Raw genomic sequence first — 19,727 nt, 5'->3', positions numbered from 1 at the left:
TCGGAATCCGGCGGAATGCTTTTTCAATGATGGTGAGAATTCTCTAATCCGTACTTTTTAATTTTTGCAATAAGGTTTACTCTAGAAATACCAAGGATTGCGGAAGCTTTTGTTTTATTGTGGTTGGTAAATTCAAGCACTAGCCCAATGTGGCATTTCTCCATCTGTTCCAACGATTGCGGAAGAATTTCTTTATCTAATTCATGATAACCGTTATTGACTCCGAGGAAATAATTGGGAAGAGATTTTTTGTGAAGTTCGCTGGTTGATTCAACAATAATTGCGCTGTTAATTAAATTCATCAGTTCTCTTACGTTGCCGGGGAAAGAATAAGTCTTCAAACAGTTCAAAACCGGCGGCGAAATTTTTTCTACGTTCTTATTATATTTTTTATTAAACTTTTTCAAAAAGTAGTTTGATAATAATTCTATATCACCTTTCCTTTCACGGAGCGGAGGGATGCTGATAGAATTTATATTCAATCTAAAGAAAAGATCTTTTCTAAAATTGCCGTTTTTAATTTCTTCAAAAAGATTTTTATTTGTGGCGGCAATGATTCTGACATCGGTTTTTATGTTTCTAGTAGAACCTAATTTGTAAAACTCCTCTTCCTGCAAGACCCTCAGCAGTTTAACTTGAATTGGTAATGATAGTTCGCCGATTTCATCAAGGAATAAAGTTCCACCATTGGCTTCTTCAATAAACCCGATCTTGTCGCTGGACGCACCCGTAAATGCACCTTTCTCGTGACCAAAAAATTCCGATGAGAACAATTCCTGTGCAAATGCGCCGGCATTCACCGCAACAAATTTTTTGTCTCTTCTATCGCTTATTTTATGAATCGCATGCGCTATTAATTCTTTTCCCGATCCGCTTTCTCCCCAGATCAGAACGCTGTTGTCCGTTGAGGCAAATTTTTCCGCATAAAGAAATATTTTAAACATTTTTTCGTCAGACGTAATAATATCTTTAAATGCATCTTTGTGTTTCAGATTATTTAACGACGGAAGGTGAAACGAATCAATTTGTACCGAACTAATTCTTCTTGACTCAATTGATTCTTCAATTGTATGAATCAGCTTTTCTTCCTCAATCGGTTTAAGCATATAATCATAAGTACCGAGTTTCATCGCGGATATTGCAAGATCGATATCTTCAACACCTGTAAGTACAATTGTCGTAATATTTATTTTGTTGTCGCTGATATATTTCAGAATATCAAGACCGGTTACATTGGGCATATCCATATCAAGCAAAAGGAGATCAAATTTTTCTTTACTTAATAGACTGCACGCCTTGGTACTGTCCTGGAGAGTTTTAATTTCATATTTCCCAGTCTGCAATAAAAACACATTGAGGAAATTTAATACTGCTTGGTTATCGTCAACTAAAAGAATTTTTGCCATATCTACACGTTTTGATTGACCGGAAACCTTATAGTAAATTTTGTCCCGGTACCGATTTTAGAATCAACTTCAATTTTTCCATGATGATCTTTTATTATACCGTATGTGATCGAAAGCCCGAGACCTGTGCCGCCGCAATTACGTTTAGTCGTAAAGAATGGATCAAAAATATTTTTAATTGTATTCTCATCCATTCCACAACCGGTGTCTTCTACAATAAGCAGAACCTCATTTTTTTTCCCATCGTAACCGGTTTTGATTTTGATAAGACCGTTTTCACTCTCAATTGCTTCCGAAGCATTCATTACCAGATTTAGAATAACTTGTTCAAGCTTATTGCTGTTGCCCTCAAACGTTGGCAAATTTTCATCAAGATCTATTTCTAAATCGGCAAATTTCTTAACATGTTTACTCGTGAGGGTGAGATTGTTTTTTATAATATAATTCAGATCAACTTGATCGGTTAATGAGCCGTCATCTTTCTTCGCAAAATTTCTGAGATCGCCCACAATTTTTTTTGTGCGGTTTGCTCCATTTATCATGTCATCTACTAGAGTTGAAATGTTCTCTTTAAATAAGCCATAATTCAGACGGGCAATTTTTAATTCTTTATTTCTCGCATAATTCTCTTCAAGAATCGGAAAGATATCATGAAATGCTTCCTGAATAATTTTAAGGTTACCCAGAATAAAAGTGTTTGGGTTATTTATTTCGTGAGCTACTCCGGCAACCAGTTTTCCTAGAGATGCCAGTTTATACGATTGCAGCAGTTGTGCTTCCATTTTTTTCTGAACTGTCACGTCATGACAAACTTCCAACACGCCTTCAACATGCTCACTTTGATCCAGAATTGGATATGAGCGCAGCATAAAATATTTATCGTCAACTTCCCGTTCATAAGCAATATGTTCAGCCGTTTCAAAAGTTTTTTCAGCTGGACATTTTTCGCATCTCTGGTCAAGATTAAATAATTTCTTGTAGCATTTACCTGTATCGCCAATTCCGTCTTTGTTTGACATCGTGATATTAAATTCTTTGTCAATAACAACAATTTTATCCGTTATCGCACTAAAAAAAGTACGCAGTTTAGCTCGCCGGTTATTACATTCATCAGTCAATTTTAAGAGTGCTTCGTTCTTGGCGAGAAGGATTTTTTGCTGCTTTTCCAGATTAATTGTTTTTTCCGATTCTTCAATTGCACGTGCCAACTTGCGTGCAATTTCGTCTATCATTTTTCGCTCCTCCTCAAGAACTCCTTTTTTATTCTTGAAGAGAACCTTAATCTGCCCAAATTTTTTATCGTTAACATTTATATCGGAAGTTAAGAAAGTGCTGTCTGGATTCTGAGTTATATCAATTTTACCAAAAGATTTTTTACCAATTTCGAAAATCACAACTATTTCTTCAGGAAATTGAAATGCCGTCTGAACATGGTTCAAACATTTTTGGATCGATTCATCAAGCGGTCTTGCAACTTCCAATTCTTTACTTACATTGTAGAGACATCGCAGTTCCTTAACTCTCTCATTAAGATCGTGTTCAATATTTGTTATCTGATCAATTTTTAATTTTTGTGTAAGAATTAGATGAAAGCTATTATCGAAGTATATTGGAAATAGAATGAATTCATCTTTGATTCCGGTAAATTTAAAAGTACTTAACTCACGCTTGGCTTTTGCATCCTGGATGATTTCATTAAATGACTTCGATCGATCGGTGGGGCTTGTTCTCCAGGAGGTTTGTCCGTGAGTACTATCTAGCAAATTCTTAAGTTCGGCACCCTCAAAAACAACATTATCATTCTTGTCGAATATTATGATATAATCGAACAGATCATAGATTAATTTGTAATTCGATTTATTATCCATAACAATCTAAACCAACAGCAATTTTACATTACTAATGTAATAGTTTTCCTGGAAATGAATTACTTGTTTTACCGGATCAAAGGTTGTCAGGTCTGAATCATAAATTGAAAACGCATATTTTTTTTCTAAAAGATCGTCTGATGAAAAATTATCAATCCATGATTTTCCAATCTCGAGCTGTCTATAATATCTGTTAACATTTTTAATTTCTTCAAAAATATCCGAAACCGAGTGATGGTTAAACCCTTTGGAGAAACATCCAGCAAGAAGTTCAATTATTTCCCAGTTTGAATATTCATGATTGCGATTAATTATTTTGTTTGCTTTTTGTAAAGTATGATCGCAGCGAGTGTACGTTCCCTCTTTTTCAATGTGTGTTAGTGCGGGAAGAACAACATCGGCTTCAAGAGTGGTTCTGGTATTAAACGAATCACTTACCAACAAAAATTCAATATTGCTGAAATACTTTCGATAGCGCTCCTCGGCAAGCGGATCTTCACCAAAGATCAAAGCAGCTTTTATTTCACCATGTTTCAGTTTTTTCTCAAGATCAACTTCTTTAAATATTGGAATTAAATTTCTTCCCCATTTATTTCTAATTTTTTCTATCTGATCAACTTCCGAATATTTAACATACCCTGGTAAATATTTTGGCGAGACACCCATATCCATAAGTCCAGCCGAATTGCAATCATCACGCAGAAGAATTATGCCGTTGTTTTGCTTTTTTATTCTTCCGGTTAACAACATGTAATTAGCCACGGCTTTAAGATCGTGGACCGACTTTTCACGCGCAGAATCAATATTGTAAATGACTATGAGATTCGATTCCGGATTTTTAACCATTTCGAATAACCGAATGATTTTTTCGTTATCTATGTTAATCGTCTTAAGTGCATCATCTATGTTCAGACCAAAAAGTTTTTCCTTAAACTCAGTATAAAGTTGTGTTTTCATATTTATGAATTCATGATCGACACAATTATTATCGATAGAAATTTTCATTAGAGCATCAAGAAGAAGTGTATTCGTACCTTTTGTAGTATCGATCCAAAGATCTGCGTGGCGGGTCAATTTAATTTCCGACGAATTTATTACAATTAACAAAGCTCCCTTTTTTTGAGCTTCTTTTATTTTCAATTCCATAACTAAATTTTCTTCGGATAAATTGGAATTGATCACAATTATCACATCAGCCGATTTTAGATCATCCATCTTAGCTGAAGAGATTGTTAATCCGAAAGAATCGTCAAGCGCATCCAGCTCTTTCTCTTGAAATAAATTGGAGAAACTGACAATATTATTATTTCTCAAACCAACACGAGCAAATTTTTGAAGCAAGTATAATTCTTCGTTAGAAAGTTTAGGAGATGCAAAAATAGCAACCGAGTCCCTCCCGTATTTATCCATTATATCTCTGACACGTTTCTCGGTATAAATTATTGCTTCTTCGGTTTTTACTTCATGTACAAGTCCTTCTCGCCGGATGATTGAAGCGTTCACTCTATTTTTATCCATTAAGAAACGGTGACCAAATTTACCTTTAATGCATAGATACCCTTTATTATGTGTCTCCAGAATCGACTCGGTAGAGTTGGAAACATAAAATATTCCATCATTTATTTTTTTGAAATTTATATTACAGCCGACCGAGCAGAAACTGCAGATGGTTTCATAATTTAGTTTCGGAAGTGTTCCAAGGATTTTGAACGGGAATTTTTCGCTTATTGCGCCTGTTGGACAGGAGTCGATACAATTTCCGCATGCGATACAATTTGATTCTAAAAGAGGTTTCTCCATTGCCGGTTTAACCATAGATTTGAATCCACGGTATACAAATCCAAGTGCCGATACTTCTAATATTTCAGAACAAGTTCTCACACATTTACCGCAATTGATGCATTTGTTCGGGTCCAAAGAGATAAACGGATGGCGGTTATCAACTAAATATTTTTTTGTCTCGCCGATATAATTAGAAATATCGAGATCATATTCTTCCCCGTATTTTCTTAATGTGCAGTCGTAATATTCCGAACAGCCGCATTCCAAACAACGCCCGCATTCGTTGAATGACTGTGATTCCGAAATACCGGATTCGACTTCATCAAAAGTTCTTATTCGATCAGTTACATTAAGTTCGGTAAGTTTTTCTCTAGCTATTTTTTTTATATGAGCAAATTCTCTTTCGGATAGTTCGCCGAACCGATTTTTGAAGCTAACGAATTTACCTTTCGATACTTTTGCTTTTCCTGTTTCTAAATAACTCATTATTGATTGTGCAGCTTTTTTTCCTTGTGCAATAGAACTGATAGCTGTTAATGGTCCTGTTACAACATCACCGCCGGCAAACACACCGGGAATTGTTGTTTCGAATGTTTCCTGGTTAATTGTTACTGTTCCCCATTTTTCTAATGCACAATTTTTATCAAGATCAATGAAAGAAGTATCTACTTTCTGTCCGATGGCACCAATTATAAAATCACAATCAATAATATATTCCGATCCCTCGATCGCAACAGGCGAAGGTCTTTCCCCCGCTTTTTTAGATTCAAGTTTTTGTTTCAAGCATTCGATGCCTTTGAGCTTTTTGTTTTCGGAGATAATTGTTTTCGGATTTGTTAAGAAGAGAATTTCAATTCCCTCTTTCTCCGCTGCTTCAATTTCCTCTTGACTTGCGGGCATTTCTTTGATGCTTCTTCTATAGACAATCTTTACTTTATCTGCACCGCATCTCAATGCTGTTCTGGAGGCATCAATTGCGGTATTACCGCCGCCAACTATTATTACGGTTCCAAATAATTTAGGCTTATTACCTTTTTCAACTTCTCGTAAAAAATCGATTCCTTTAAAAATCCCTTCTGTAACATCTTCATCTTTTAATCCCATTGTTGCTGCTTTATGAGCACCTACTCCAATAAAGATCGATTCATAACTATCATTAAAGAGAGAGTTAACTGAAAAATCTTTGCCCAATTCTAGGCCGGTTTTTTTTGATACTCCAAGGTTGAGTATCCAATTGATTTCCTCGTCTAATATTTTTTTTGGCAAACGATATTCCGGAATTCCATATCTAAGCATTCCGCCAAGTTCAGGAAGTTTTTCAAATATAGTTGGCGAGTATCCTTCTAATGTTAGATAATATGCGCATGTTAAGCCGGCTGGTCCTCCGCCAATAACAGCTATTTTTTTCTTGTTCCTCGGTTTTAAATCGGGAATCCACATTTCAGTCTTATCAACATCGGCTATGTACCGTTTCAAATAATTGCAGGCTACCGGTTCATCTACAAGATTTCTTCTACAGGCATTTTCGCAATCTCTAACACAAACCCTCCCAATAGATAGAGGCAAAGGGTTGTTTTCTTTTACCAATTTAATTGCTTCCTTATACTTACCCATTGATGTTAGCGCTATGTATGCTTGTGCATCTACTCCGGCGGGACAACTTTGTTTGCAAGGTCCGAGACAATCTGCATAATGATTAGAAAATAAAAGTTCTAATGCAGTCTTACGAGAGTTCCTTACTTTTTCATTGTTGGATACAATCTTCATTCCTTCACGAATAATTGTAGAACATGAAGGAACCAGCTTGTTTGATCCGTTAACTTCCACAACACAAAGAAAACATGATGTAAAATGTTCGGTCCGTTTATCGTGACATAATGTGGGGATTGTATCTAAATTGTTTTCATGAATTGCTTCTAAAATTGTTTTATCCGGATCACTAAGAATTTCTCTTCCATTAATTGTGACTTTTATTTTTTCCATGGTGCAATCCTTAAGAGAGAATTAGTTCTTAATTACAGCATCTAAATTGCAGACGTCAAAACAACGACCGCATTTAACACACAATTCTTGATTTATAAAATGAACAGTTTTTTTACTTCCGGTTATGGCGTTGGATGTACATGCTTTAATGCAAAGCAAACATCCTTTACATTTTTCCGGATCAATACTATACTCAATCAAAGCAGCACAATTATGAGCCGGGCATTTTTTATCATGAATGTGCGTTTCGTACTCATCTCTAAAATATTTAATAGTTGTTAATACCGGATTCGGTGCTGTCTGTCCCAATCCGCAAAGACTGCTATTCTGAATTTTAAAAGCCAAGTCTTGTAATAATTCTATATCGCCTTCTTTTCCATTTCCATCAGTAATCCGTTCAAGTATTTCGAGCATTCTTTTTGTACCAATTCTGCAGAAAGTGCATTTGCCGCACGATTCATTCTGAGTGAAGTTTAAAAAATATCTTGCAAGATCAACCATGCATGTTGTTTCATCCAAAACAATTAAACCGCCTGAACCCATTATAGCACCGGTGCTGGTGATTTCATCATAATCAATTTTAAGATCTCCCATGCTTGCAGGAATACAACCGCCGGAAGGTCCGCCCATTTGAACTGCTTTAAATTTTTTATCATTCTTAATTCCGCCGCCCAGATCAAAAACAATCTGGTTTATTTTCATTCCCATAGGGACTTCTGCCAGACCACTTCTTTTAATTTTTCCGGCAAGAGCAAAAACTTTTGTTCCTTTACTTTTTTCAGTTCCAAGCGAAGCATATTCTTGCCAGCCGTTATTAATTATCCATGGAACGTTAGCAAAGGTTTCTACATTGTTAATGTTGGTTGGTTTGCCCCACAATCCTTTATGAGCCGGGAATGGAGGACGAATTCTCGGCACTCCTCTCTTCCCTTCGATTGATGACATCAAAGCTGTTTCTTCCCCGCACACAAATGCGCCGGCACCTTCTTTGATTTTTATTTTAAAGCTGAAGTTCGATCCGAAAATATTTTTACCTAGATAATTTTTTTCTTCACACTGCCTAATTGCATTTCTCAATCTTTTAATTGCGAGAGGATATTCTGCACGGCAATAGATGAACCCTTCATCCGAGCCAATCGAATAAGCGGCAATCATCATCCCTTCAAGAACCGAATGAGGATCACCTTCCAAAACACTCCGGTCCATAAATGCGCCCGGATCGCCTTCATCCGCATTGCAGATAAGATATTTTTTGTCGCTCATTTCTTGATAGGCAAATTTCCACTTCTGTCCGGTTGAAAATCCGGCACCGCCACGACCACGCAAGCCCGATTTAATTATCAACTCAATAACTTCTTCACGGGAATGATCTTTGAGAACTGCTTGAACTGCTTTGTAACCATCATATTTTATATATTTATCAATTGAAGTCGGGTCGATTACTCCGCAATTTCTTAATACAATTCTTTTTTGATTTTTTAGAAACGCATCTTCTTTGGAAATATCTTTACTCTTTATTATCCATTCATTCACGGGATTGTTATTAATCAAGTGTTCATTTACAATTCTTTCAACTCGGTCGGTTGTAACGTTTGAATAGAGTGCGCTATTTCCGTTATCAATAATTTCAACGAGCACTTCTTTATAGCACATCCCCATACAGCCGGTTTCTGAAAGTTCAACGTCTAGATTTTTCAAATCTATTTCATCTTTAAATTTATTATAGATCAATTCCCCACCAGCGGATATACCGCAAGTACCTAATCCAACTTTAATTCGCTTCATAACGCTTCTCTGTATTGTTCGTCAGATTTGTATTTCTTGACAATCTTTTTGAGCTTATCTGTTGTAAGATTTCCGTGAGTTGAATTGTTTATCATTATAACCGGAGCTAAAGAGCAGCAACCCAAACATGCAACCGACTGCAGACTAAAAATTCCATCATCGGTAGTTTCTCCAACCGTTATTCCAAGTTCATCTTGCAATACGGAAAGAATACTTTTTGCACCGTTAACATGGCAAGCTGTTCCTTCACAAATCCGGATTAGATTTTTGCCTAATGGTTTTAATCTGAACTGAGAATAGAAAGTAATAACACCGTAAATATCTGCTGCCGGGATGTTGACTAATTCTGCAATATAGTAAATCACTTTTTCCGGAATATATCCGTACGAATCCTGAGCCGATTGCAGCAGCGGAATTAGAGAGCCGTTCTGATGTCTCTTGTTGATTAAGTCAATCTTGAATTCAAGAATGCTGTGATTTTCTTGAGTATCTACAACCGACATATCGATTCCCCTATATTTATTTATCAAAACAAAAAAAATAAATAGAGACAGCAAATGATTTCAATTGCCGTCTCTGCATATTATTCACAAATTTTTCAGCAAGCGATAAAAGAATAGTGTCTTGCTGAATGTGATATTTTTACATCTCATAAATATTTATGATAGGATACTTCTTTATTTTTATAATCCCGTTTAGGTTGATTAATTTATTCTCAATAAATTTATCGATTTGACTAAATTGTGATCCGCTTACCATCATAACTAAGTTATACCTGCCGTTGATAAAATCACAATAGACAATATTCTCGGTCAGTTTTAAGATCGGATAGACTTCCTGAATTCTTTCTCTTTCTACTTCAGCAAGAACATAAGAACAAACAGAATGTTTTGAATCTCTCACAGCACCGGAATTTGGAATTTCTGTTGAGAGTGAAATTCCGGCAGAGTTTATAATATCAGTAATATTTTCATTTAACACAGGTACATCGATCGGTAAAAACTCTGCATCTTTTAATCCATCAATTATTTTAACTTCTTTCTCAAAAATTTCTTTGCATTCTTCTATTGTGCCTGCTTGCACTAGAAGAAAAATATCAATATCGCCGCGTGTTGCATCGCAATACAAAACATTTTCCATAGCATATAACTTTTTATATATTTCAAAAAAATCAGCTTTCTCATCAATCTTTAATAGCATATATGCTGCGGCAGTTCTTTTTTCTTCTTTTGCTGTTTGGCTTTGAACGGGTTGTTTCGGCTGCTTATCTAAAATTTTGTTTATCTCCACCATCAACTCGTCTGCATCGAATGGTTTTTCCAGAAATGCATCTACTTTCAAATCGTCAATTTCAGTTTCCTCTAATTTGTCGGCATAACCGGTAATGTAGATCATCGAAGTATTAGGATATTTTGCTTTTATGATCTTACCGAGCTTTATTCCGTCAATATCCGGCAATTGTATATCCAGAACGATTGTATCAAGATTAACTTCATTTTTCTGATAGAGATCAATCTTGTTCAATGCACTTATTCCATTCTCGCAAAGTTCAACATCAACACCTCTTTGATTTAAACCGATTGAAATAGATCTTCTTAAGGATGGCTCATCATCAATTAATAAAATTCTCTTTGACATTTTTCTATTCCTCCATAGATTATAATTGTTATCATATTAGCAAAGGGTATACCAAAAAAAAGTGAAGTAAATGAGAAGCAATAACATATTCTTGCAAAGCATCGAGTAAGGATTGATAAATAATTTGACGCTACAACCATAACCGCATTAATTAAACGTAGATAGGCGTTGTAAAAATATGTTACGATTGTTACCTCTTTCTGAGGAGATTTTTCTTCAACCGAGCTTGGATTTTCCGTTAGTAATTTTTAATTGTAATTTTCATCTAAAAATTTTCTAATGAATCAAAAAATAATCATCGAACCGATTGGCTATCTGCATTCTGAACTTATCTACCGTTATGAAACTCCTCGTCAAGGTGTTTTAGCCGGCGGAAAAATTTCTTTTATCGAGCTGAATCCCAATTGTAATTTTGAGCAAGCAGTAAAGGATTTAGATGGTTTTGAACGGCTCTGGATTTTGTACCAATTTCATTTAAATAATAACTGGAAACCATTAGTTAATCCGCCTAGACATACTAGAAAAAAAGTCGGAGTATTTGCATCGCGAGCGCCTTATAGACCGAATCAAATAGGAATGAGCTGTGTTAAATTAGAAAAGGTAGATGGTTTAAAAATATTTATTTCGGAATCTGACATTCTTGATGGAAGTCCGGTAATTGACATCAAACCGTATCTTCCTTATTCAGATTCATTTCCCCTTGCGGCAACTGGCTGGGTAAAAAATGGAATTGAAAATATTTACGAAGTTTATTATCAACCGCAAGCCGTTGTACAATGCAATTGGTTAAAAGAAATTGCTAATATTAATCTTATTGATTTTGCACGTCTTCAATTAGAATTTAATCCAACAGATTCAACTAGAAAAAGAATTTCTGAGGCGGAAAACGGTCGTTATATTTTAGCTTACCGGACATGGAGAATAATTTATACTGTTGATGAAATTGCAATGACCGTTACAATCAGAGAAATTAGAACTGGATATGACAAGGAAGAACTTCTAGATATAGATCATGATAAATATCATGATAAACCGCTTCATCAAAAATTCGAAAATCAATTTCATAAATAAAACCGAACTATATTTTTAACACAGAATTATATAACTAATTATTTATTAATCTTTTCATTTAGTTTATTCATCCGGTCCGCAAAATCACTTATTATTTTAATCGTTGTTGAATCCGTATCATAGATTGAATAAACACCTTGCGGTTCATGAGGCGGATCACCAACAAACGGGTCTCCAGCTTTCCAGACAAAATCAACATTCTTAGCGCGACCTTCTCCTCCCCACGCCCAGAAGTTTAATCCGGCAATTGGCGCACCGGCTTTTGCGCTGTCATACACTGTTCCAAATATTTTCTCAAAATATTTGTCCCGTATTGTTGAAGGATCACCGGCGATGTAAGATTCACTATCACGCCCAAGACCAAATTCTTCCATCGTTATCGGCTTTTTAAGTTTACGTGCCAGTTCAATATGTTGATTTATATATTCCATGGCATTTTTTTCAGCTGTTGGATAAGTCTCATCTGATTTATTAGGGTCGTACCAACCCCAATTTTTTGCCCACAGATGAAATGTCAGATAATCAATATTTTTACTTTGATGTGCTTTCAAGAATATTTCTTCATTCTGAAGACTTCCAATAACTCCTTCACTCCCTGAAGAGACTAAATGATTTTGATCAATGGAATGAATGTACATGGCAGTTTCATCAATCCATTTATAATAGTAATCAACATATGGTAACGCTTCATCACCAACTCCGGGACGCGGTTCGTTTGCAAGCTGCCATGCCATTATTGTGGGATCTTCATAATAATATTTCCCGGAATATTTGTTTTCCCTAGTAACTATTTTGAAAATGAATTTTTTGTATTGATCGTTTGCTTTTTCATTCCGGTAAAATTCCGCACAGTAATTCATGAATTCTCCCCAACTCTGATTCGGATCATATGGATCAACAATTTTTCCATCACCGAACCATTTATTATAAGCTGAAAAACCTCCCGACCATTCCCAATAATTGTTCAAGAATATAACGGCATGCATTTCACGTTTGCCCATTTCTGAAAGCAAGTAATCCAATCCTTCCAGAAGTTCTTCATTATATTCACCTGGCATTGGCTGTATTGTAGGCTGTAATGATTTTTTAATATACGTGTCTTCGGAAGCGGCAAGCACTCTTAAATTATTTATTCCTAATTCATGAAGCCGGTCGAGTTCACGGTTTAACCTTTCTCTATCACCGGTAACGCCAGGAGATCCTATGTAACATCCATACCATAAATTTGTGCCGACAAAGTAATACGGTTTATCGCCAAGAGTAAATTGATTTCCGCTCACCTGGATATATTTAGGTTCGTTTATAATCATTGAAGCACATCCTTCAAATAAAAACAATATGCCGAGTAGTGAGCCAAAAATTATTTTTATCATTCTTTAATTTCCAAAGTCTATTATTTGAAAAAATAATGATTTGATCAAACAAAAAGTTTTCTATGATTAATATACTAAGTAATTTATTGAGGTTACAAAAAGCGAAACAAGCCCAAATAAAGCTGATTAACATTTCTAAAATCATATTATACTTTTTACGGTTTAAGTTGTTTTGATTATCTTGTATCAAATTCTTTTATGAAATGATTGCTAAAAATAAAATATTGTTTTTCATTTCTTCGTTGCTGCTGTTGGCGTCCATAGCGAGTTTGCATTTTCTAAACTTGACGGCAATAATTTCATATACAATAATTTTTATTTTCTCCTCGGTAGTCTATCTTATTATCAGCTGGTACATTTTCAAGAATGAGATTCATGTTAGCAATGTTTACCTGCTGGTATTTTTCACTTTGCTGTTGCGTTTGAGTTTTATTTCAACAACTCCAATCGGTTCGGATGATGTGTACCGCTATATGTGGGATGGCAAAATTCAGGCAAACAGTATAAATCCTTATTTATATGCACCGACGGATGAACATTTAAATTCATTCCATTCCGATCTATTGCCGGGTGCACTTAATTTCAAAGAGATGAAGACGATCTATTTTCCTCTAAGTCAGTGGCTCTTCTTTACCGGTTATAAACTAAGCGGAGAATCTGTCTGGGGTTATAAATTTTTGCTTTTCTTATTTGAGATACTAACCCTTGCGGCAATATTTCTTTTAACGAAAAAATTTAAAATTGATTTAAAGTATTCACTTCTTTATGCATTGTGTCCGCTTTCATTATTTCAGTTTGGAATTGATGCACATTTGGATGGATTTGGTTTGCCGCTTCTTCTCTTTTCGCTATACTTTTATTTTGACAATAAAAAAATTCTCTCAGCAATCCTTCTTGGACTTTCTCTCTCAATAAAACCTGTTGGCTTGGTTATCATTCCGATCTTTTTCTTAAATGAAAAAAATATTTTGGATAAGCTAAAAATTGCAGTGATTCCGTTTATAGCATTCTTCGTTCAATTCATACCATACATTGCCTCCACAAATCCATTTGAAGCGTTTTTCATCTTCACCAAGAATTGGTATTTCAACGGATTTGTATTCAATATTCTCAATACACTCTTTGCAAATAATCAAACATCTCGATTGATCTGCGGGATACTATTGGTAATCTCGCTTTTGCCGATATACTTTTCGAAAAAAGAATTGATTGAGAAAATCTATTTCGCACTTATGCTTCTAATGATCTTTTCCCCGGTTGTACACCCGTGGTATATTGCCTGGATAGCTATCTTACTCCCAATAACGAAAATGAGAAGTGGAATTTATTATGTAGCTGCGGGAAGTCTAACCGTATTTACTATTTTGAATTATCAGTTATACGGAATTTGGAAGGACTATTGGCTTGTTTTAATTATTGAATATGTACCTCTATTATTTATACTCTTCCTTGAGATAACCAAAAATTTTTCTTTCAAAAGGATTTTACCCGGCAGTACCAACTGATTTTATTGGTCATTCCATAAATAATTAAGTTAAGACTTGGATAGCAGACAAAAATTAAAATATATTTTAACTGTAGATTATAAAAAATATCAGATCATTATATAACGGGAAATAAATGAAATTATTCTTATCCATTCTAATATCATCTGTTATGTTCTATTCATGTACCTCTCAAAAAGAGATTCCGAAACCAAAAGAAGAAGAAAAACCTCCTGTGGTTATTGAGAAGAAGAGAGTGCTTTCTTTCAGTTACGAGATGCTAAAGTCTAAAACTAATTCATCCTTGCGCGGAATTTCAGTAATAGATTCACTAAATGCCTGGGCAAGCGGATCAAACGGAATATACTTACGTACTACCGACGGCGGGAAAAATTGGACTGAAGGAAAAGTAAAAGGATTTGAAACTCTCGACTTCAGAGATGTAGAAGCATTTGATAAGAATACTGCAATTATTATGAGTGTAGACGCGCCTGCGTTCTTTTTCAAAACTATAGACGGCGGCAAATCCTGGAAAAGACGATATATGAATCGAGATGCAAAAATATTTTTTGATGGGATTGCATTCTGGAATGATAAAAATGGAATTGCTTTCAGCGACCCGATTGACGGCAAGTTCTATATTGTTACTACTAAGGACGGCGGAGATACATGGAAAGAAATTCCATCACTGTATGTTCCACCTGCGTTAGATGGTGAAGGCGGATTTGCTGCCAGCGGAAGTTCCATTGCCGTTTCTGGTAAAGATCTTGCGTGGATCGGAGCCGGCGGTGCAGACAGAACAAGAATATTTATGTCGCAAGACGGTGGCGAAAATTGGAGAGCTATCTATACGCCTCTTAAAAATGGAGCTTCATCGTGTGGCACTTTTTCTATCAGTTTCAAGGATGATTTATACGGCGTTGCTGTCGGAGGAGATTATAAAAATGATAAAGATAAATCTTTGAATTGCGCAATAAGCGATGATGGCGGTTTAAGCTGGCAGCTTGTTGAGAAAAATCAGCCGAATGGATTTAGGTCATGCGTCGCATGGAATTCAACTTATAAATTTTATTTAACATGCGGAACTTCCGGCAGCGATTATTCTGTTGATGATGGGAAAACATGGACGCAGATTAATCCGCAAAGTTTTAATAGCATTGGAATATCAAAAAGCGACGGAAGTTGTTTTGTTGTGGGAGACAAAGGTGCAATTGCTCGTGTAAGAGTAAAATAGATTCTCAAAATTAAAACAAGACGGTTAAAGATGTTAGTTTACCTTAACGGAAAATTTTTACAATTGGAAGAAGCATCAATTTCTCCATTTGACCGGGGATTTCAATTTTCTGACGGCGTTTATGAAGTAATAAGATATTATCCAAAAAAGTTTTTCAAGATGGAAGCTCACCTTGACCGCTTAAAATATAGCTTAAATGAGATGGAAATCTCGATTCCACCTTTGGATAATCTGGAAGATGTTCTTCATGAACTTATTTCTGCCAATAATCTTACCGATGAACTATCAATTGCATATCTGCAAGTAACTCGCGGAAGTCAATATCCGCGCAGACATTCTTTTAATGAAAATCTGTCGGTTACATTTTTTATTTCTGTAGAAAAATATCCGGCTAAGACGAATGATATGGTAAATGGTGTTAGAGCCGGCGTGGAAGAAGACATACGATGGATGCGGTGTGATATCAAATCTACTTCTCTAATCCCAAATTTTCTTTCATCTAATCGTGCTATTAAAAATGGACTTTCGGAAATAATTTTTCATAGGAACGGAATTATTACCGAAGGGACTCACACGAATGTCTGTTTTATAAAAGGAGATTTATTTATTACACCGCGGTTAAACAATTTTATTCTTGCCGGTATAACGCGCAAAGTTGTACTCTCTTTATGCAGCCAATTAGGAATTGAAATTGAAGAGAGAACAGTATCAACTTCAGAATTAAAAGACTTTAATGAAATCATCCTTCTCGGAACTACAACCGAATTAACGCCGGTTATTGAGATAAACGGATCACTCGTAAGCGATGGAAAACCGGGACCTATTTGCCGTTTATTTCAAGAAGAATTTGCTAAACTGTACTCATAATTTAAAAGTAAATTTATTTTAGAAACAAACTATACATTCGGAATAACATTATGAGCAAACTTTTTTCTCCGTTAAAGATCCGGGAGATTGAATTTAAGAATCGAATTTTCGTCTCTCCAATGTGTCAGTACTCAAGTGAAGATGGGACTCCGAATGACTGGCACTTTGTTCATCTTGGAAGCCGTGCGGTTGGCGGTGCCGCGCTTGTTGTTGTTGAAGCAACTGCTGTTTCACCGGAGGGAAGAATTTCACCGGAAGATTCTGGCATATGGAGCGAAAAACATGTTGAAGGATTTAAGAAAATTACTGATTTCATAAAAGAACAGAATTCAGTGCCCGGAATTCAAATTGCACATGCAGGAAGAAAAGCTTCAACATATTCGCCATGGAATGGAAATGGAGAAGTGACAAAAAAGAACGGCGGGTGGCAAACTTTAGGACCTAGTGAGATTCCTTATGCAGATGATTATCCTAAACCGAAAAAATTGGGCAAAGATGAAATTCAGAAGATCATTATGCAATTTAAAAATGGAGCTGAAAGAAGTATAAGAGCTGGTTTTCAAATAATCGAAATTCATATGGCTCACGGCTATCTTGTTCACGAATTTTTATCTCCCCTATCAAATAATCGAACCGATGAATACGGCGGATCTTTTGAGAACAGAACCAGACTTTCAATTGAAATTACTAAAGCAGTAAGAGAGGTTATTCCAACACATTTGCCGTTGTTTATAAGAATCTCTTCAACAGATTGGGTTGAAGGCGGCTGGGATCTTGATCAATCTGTTCAACTTGCAAAAAAATTAAAAGAAGCAGGAGCCGATTTGATCGATTGTTCGAGCGGCGGTAATATTAAAAAAGCAGTCATACCCGCAGGACCTAATTACCAAATTCCTTTCGCTGAAAAGATACGTAATGAAGCAAAAATTTTTACTAGCGGAGTAGGATTCATTACTCAGGCAGAACAGGCGGAACAAATTATTGCATCAGGCAAAGCCGACGCCGTTTTTCTTGCGCGAGAATTATTAAGAGATCCTTATTGGCCGCTCCACGCTGCAAAACAATTAAATGTTGATGTTGAATGGCCTAAGCAATATTTGAGAGCTAAATAAATTTTTGATTTTTAGAGAGTTAGACTCAAGCATACGTCCCGATAAAAAACCGGGACGTACTCGAGAATTTTGAATCAATAGGAATATTTTTTATAACCAGGCTTTAATTTTATCTGCTACTTGTACACCGGTGAATCCGAATTTTTCAGCAAGAATTTCATAAGGCGCTGAAGCGCCGAATCCATTCATTCCAATCGGCAAGAACTTGCTTCGGAATAGATCTCCCCATCCAGTCATTGAAGCCGCCTCAACAACTGCAACAGGAACATTTAAAGGAACGACACCATTTCTATATTCTTCACTTTGTCTTTCAAAGATTTCTTTTGAAGGAATTGAAATCACGCGTACAGATAATTTTTCTTCCAATATTTTTTGAGCAGCAATTGCAACCGGAACTTCCGAACCGCTCGCAGCAATAATTAGATCAATTGTTTTTCCTTTTTCTTTCGAAATAATGTAACCGCCTTTCATTGATTCCTTCGGGTCAAATCCTGAATAATATTCAATAACACCAATTTTTTGCCGGGTTAGTATCAATGCTATCGGACCATCTTTATGTTGAAGAGCATAAGTCCATGCAGAAGCAGTTTCAAAACTATCAGCCGGACGTATGACAGTAACATTTGGAATTGCTCTTAAAACCGCTAGATGTTCAATTGGTTCATGAGTCGGACCATCTTCACCAACAAAAATACTATCATGTGTAAAAACATAAATTGCAGGTATCTTCATCAATGATGCAAGTCTAATTGAAGGACGCATGTAATCGGAAAAGACAAGGAATGTTGAACCAAATGCTTTAAATCCACCATAAAGAATAATTCCAGTAACAATAGAGCCCATTGCATGCTCACGAATTCCGAAATGAAAATTTCTTCCTTCAAATTTTCCGGTATCGATTGCCGAGAACGCTTTCATATAAGTATTTGTAGAAGGCGATAAATCTGCAGAACCGCCAATAAAGTTTGGTACCAATTCGGCAATCTTCTGAATAACTTTACTTGAAAGAGTTCGAGTTGCGTTTGCTTCTTTACCCGCAGCGGTTAATAATTCATCATATAAATTATCAGGCAGCCAGCCGCTCATATATTTTTCATAAAGTTCCGCTTTATCCGGATTCTCTTTACTCCACAATTCAAATTCTTTCTTCCATGTGTTGAATTCAGTAATTAATGTTTTTTTTCTGCTCTCAAATAATTCTTTTGTTTCTTCCGGAACATAAAATTCTTTATCTATTGGAAATCCAAGATTCTTTTTTGTTTCTATTAATTCATCTTTACCTAGAGGAGAGCCATGGACTTCGGGTGTATCAACTTTATGAGGACTTCCAAAACCGATGTGAGACTTAGTAATTATTAAAGTTGGTTTTCCTTTTTCGTCCTGGGCGATTTTAATTGCGTTACGAATTCCTTCATGATCATAAGCACTTGTTTCTATTGTCTGCCATCCGTAAGCTTCAAATCTTTTTGATGTATCATCCGTAAAAGTTAGATTTGTTTTACCTTCAATAGTGATGCTGTTGTCATCATAGAAATAAATTATGTTTCCTAATCCCAAATGACCGGCTATAGATGCCGCTTCGTGAGAAATTCCTTCCATCAAATCGCCGTCGCTGACAATTCCATAGACGTAATGATTGCCGAGCAATTGATTTTTATCGTCATTAAATCTTGCCGAAGTCATCTTGGCAGCAATAGCCATTCCAATTCCGTTGGCTAATCCCTGTCCAAGAGGACCGGTTGTAGTTTCAACTCCTGGTAAATGACCATATTCCGGATGTCCGGGAGTTCTGCTTCCCCACTGCCGGAATGATTTTAGATCGTCCAGTGTAACCGCATAACCGCTAATGTAAAGAAGGGAGTATAACAACATCGATCCGTGACCTGCAGAAAGTACAAACCGATCTCTGTTCGCCCATTTTGGTTCGTCGGGATTGTGTTTTAAAAATTCACTATAAAGAATTACGGCAACATCAGCCATTCCCATCGGCATTCCGGGATGACCTGAGTTAGCTTTTTGTACACCTTCAGCGGCAAGTATTCTAATCGTGTTTGCGGCAAGTTTTGTAATGTTTGTTTGCATTTTCAGTTTTCACCTTATTTTGAAGAGAGCATAGTTGATATT

13 protein-coding genes are annotated in these 19,727 nt (G+C 35.9%); 5 read left to right on the top strand and 8 right to left on the bottom strand.

What is annotated here, in order from left to right; genetic code table 11:
• Positions 1-23: 23 nt before the first annotated feature.
• The 6 genes from NTX65_13510 to NTX65_13485 all read right to left on the bottom strand — a co-directional run bounded on the left by NTX65_13510 (position 24) and on the right by NTX65_13485 (position 10,462).
• Complete coding sequence (locus NTX65_13510; protein ID MCX6170359.1) at positions 24-1,406, bottom strand: sigma-54 dependent transcriptional regulator; 1,383 nt, start codon at positions 1,404-1,406, stop codon at positions 24-26.
• A 2-nt stretch (positions 1,407-1,408) separates the two neighbouring features.
• Complete coding sequence (locus NTX65_13505) at positions 1,409-3,274, bottom strand: ATP-binding protein (protein ID MCX6170358.1); 1,866 nt, start codon at positions 3,272-3,274, stop codon at positions 1,409-1,411.
• Between the two features lie 6 nt (positions 3,275-3,280).
• A complete protein-coding gene (locus tag NTX65_13500; GenBank protein MCX6170357.1) occupies positions 3,281-7,039 on the bottom strand; it encodes a molybdopterin-dependent oxidoreductase in 3,759 nt (1,252 codons plus the stop codon).
• 21 nt (positions 7,040-7,060) lie between these two features.
• Positions 7,061-8,824, bottom strand: a complete 1,764-nt coding sequence (locus NTX65_13495) for an NADH-quinone oxidoreductase subunit NuoF (protein ID MCX6170356.1) — start codon at positions 8,822-8,824, stop codon at positions 7,061-7,063.
• Entirely contained in the window at positions 8,821-9,327 is a 507-nt protein-coding gene (gene nuoE, locus NTX65_13490) for an NADH-quinone oxidoreductase subunit NuoE (GenBank protein ID MCX6170355.1), read from the bottom strand. The genes NTX65_13495 and nuoE overlap by 4 nt, the downstream gene beginning before the upstream one ends.
• A gap of 139 nt (positions 9,328-9,466) precedes the next feature.
• The gene (locus NTX65_13485) at positions 9,467-10,462 is read right to left on the bottom strand and encodes a response regulator (protein MCX6170354.1); all 996 of its coding nucleotides are present in this window, start codon (positions 10,460-10,462) and stop codon (positions 9,467-9,469) included.
• 279 nt (positions 10,463-10,741) lie between these two features.
• On the opposite strand from NTX65_13485, the gene tsaA reads away from it, so the two are divergent.
• Positions 10,742-11,533 carry a tRNA (N6-threonylcarbamoyladenosine(37)-N6)-methyltransferase TrmO gene (gene tsaA, locus NTX65_13480; protein MCX6170353.1) on the top strand — a complete coding sequence of 264 codons (792 nt, stop codon included), beginning with the start codon at positions 10,742-10,744 and terminating at the stop codon, positions 11,531-11,533.
• Positions 11,534-11,571: 38 nt separating this feature from the next.
• Here tsaA and NTX65_13475 read toward each other — a convergent pair whose 3' ends face one another.
• Positions 11,572-12,906 carry a mannanase gene (locus NTX65_13475; protein ID MCX6170352.1) on the bottom strand — a complete coding sequence of 445 codons (1,335 nt, stop codon included), beginning with the start codon at positions 12,904-12,906 and terminating at the stop codon, positions 11,572-11,574.
• A 284-nt stretch (positions 12,907-13,190) separates the two neighbouring features.
• Between NTX65_13475 and NTX65_13470 the strand changes: the two genes are divergently transcribed.
• The 4 genes from NTX65_13470 (at position 13,191) to NTX65_13455 (ending at position 17,603) form a co-directional block, all read left to right on the top strand.
• On the top strand, positions 13,191-14,411 hold the full coding sequence (locus NTX65_13470) for a hypothetical protein (protein ID MCX6170351.1): 1,221 nt from the start codon (positions 13,191-13,193) through the stop codon (positions 14,409-14,411).
• A gap of 115 nt (positions 14,412-14,526) precedes the next feature.
• Positions 14,527-15,624, top strand: a complete 1,098-nt coding sequence (locus tag NTX65_13465) for a YCF48-related protein (GenBank protein MCX6170350.1) — start codon at positions 14,527-14,529, stop codon at positions 15,622-15,624.
• Positions 15,625-15,654: 30 nt separating this feature from the next.
• A complete protein-coding gene (locus tag NTX65_13460) occupies positions 15,655-16,491 on the top strand; it encodes an aminotransferase class IV (protein MCX6170349.1) in 837 nt (278 codons plus the stop codon).
• A 50-nt stretch (positions 16,492-16,541) separates the two neighbouring features.
• On the top strand, positions 16,542-17,603 hold the full coding sequence (locus NTX65_13455) for an NADH:flavin oxidoreductase/NADH oxidase (protein ID MCX6170348.1): 1,062 nt from the start codon (positions 16,542-16,544) through the stop codon (positions 17,601-17,603).
• 90 nt (positions 17,604-17,693) lie between these two features.
• On the opposite strand, the gene tkt is transcribed toward NTX65_13455, so the two are convergent.
• Positions 17,694-19,685 (bottom strand): transketolase, encoded by a 1,992-nt coding sequence (tkt, locus tag NTX65_13450; protein MCX6170347.1) that lies wholly within the window; start codon positions 19,683-19,685, stop codon positions 17,694-17,696.
• Between the last annotated feature and the right edge of the window lie 42 nt (positions 19,686-19,727).

This window comes from Ignavibacteriales bacterium, assembly GCA_026390795.1.
Lineage (GTDB): Bacteria > Bacteroidota > Ignavibacteria > Ignavibacteriales > Melioribacteraceae > Fen-1258.
The sequence above is the reverse complement of the archived record's forward strand: the minus strand, read 5'-3'. Positions and strand labels throughout refer to the sequence as shown.

Coding starts and splice junctions, on each gene's coding strand:
- NTX65_13510 (MCX6170359.1), bottom strand. CDS start 1,406: ATGGCAAAAATTCTTTTAGTTGACGATAACCAAGCAGTATTAAATTTC.
- NTX65_13505 (MCX6170358.1), bottom strand. CDS start 3,274: ATGGATAATAAATCGAATTACAAATTAATCTATGATCTGTTCGATTAT.
- NTX65_13500 (MCX6170357.1), bottom strand. CDS start 7,039: ATGGAAAAAATAAAAGTCACAATTAATGGAAGAGAAATTCTTAGTGAT.
- NTX65_13495 (MCX6170356.1), bottom strand. CDS start 8,824: ATGAAGCGAATTAAAGTTGGATTAGGTACTTGCGGTATATCCGCTGGT.
- nuoE (MCX6170355.1), bottom strand. CDS start 9,327: ATGTCGGTTGTAGATACTCAAGAAAATCACAGCATTCTTGAATTCAAG.
- NTX65_13485 (MCX6170354.1), bottom strand. CDS start 10,462: ATGTCAAAGAGAATTTTATTAATTGATGATGAGCCATCCTTAAGAAGA.
- tsaA (MCX6170353.1), top strand. CDS start 10,742: ATGAATCAAAAAATAATCATCGAACCGATTGGCTATCTGCATTCTGAA.
- NTX65_13475 (MCX6170352.1), bottom strand. CDS start 12,906: ATGATAAAAATAATTTTTGGCTCACTACTCGGCATATTGTTTTTATTT.
- NTX65_13465 (MCX6170350.1), top strand. CDS start 14,527: ATGAAATTATTCTTATCCATTCTAATATCATCTGTTATGTTCTATTCA.
- NTX65_13460 (MCX6170349.1), top strand. CDS start 15,655: ATGTTAGTTTACCTTAACGGAAAATTTTTACAATTGGAAGAAGCATCA.
- NTX65_13455 (MCX6170348.1), top strand. CDS start 16,542: ATGAGCAAACTTTTTTCTCCGTTAAAGATCCGGGAGATTGAATTTAAG.
- tkt (MCX6170347.1), bottom strand. CDS start 19,685: ATGCAAACAAACATTACAAAACTTGCCGCAAACACGATTAGAATACTT.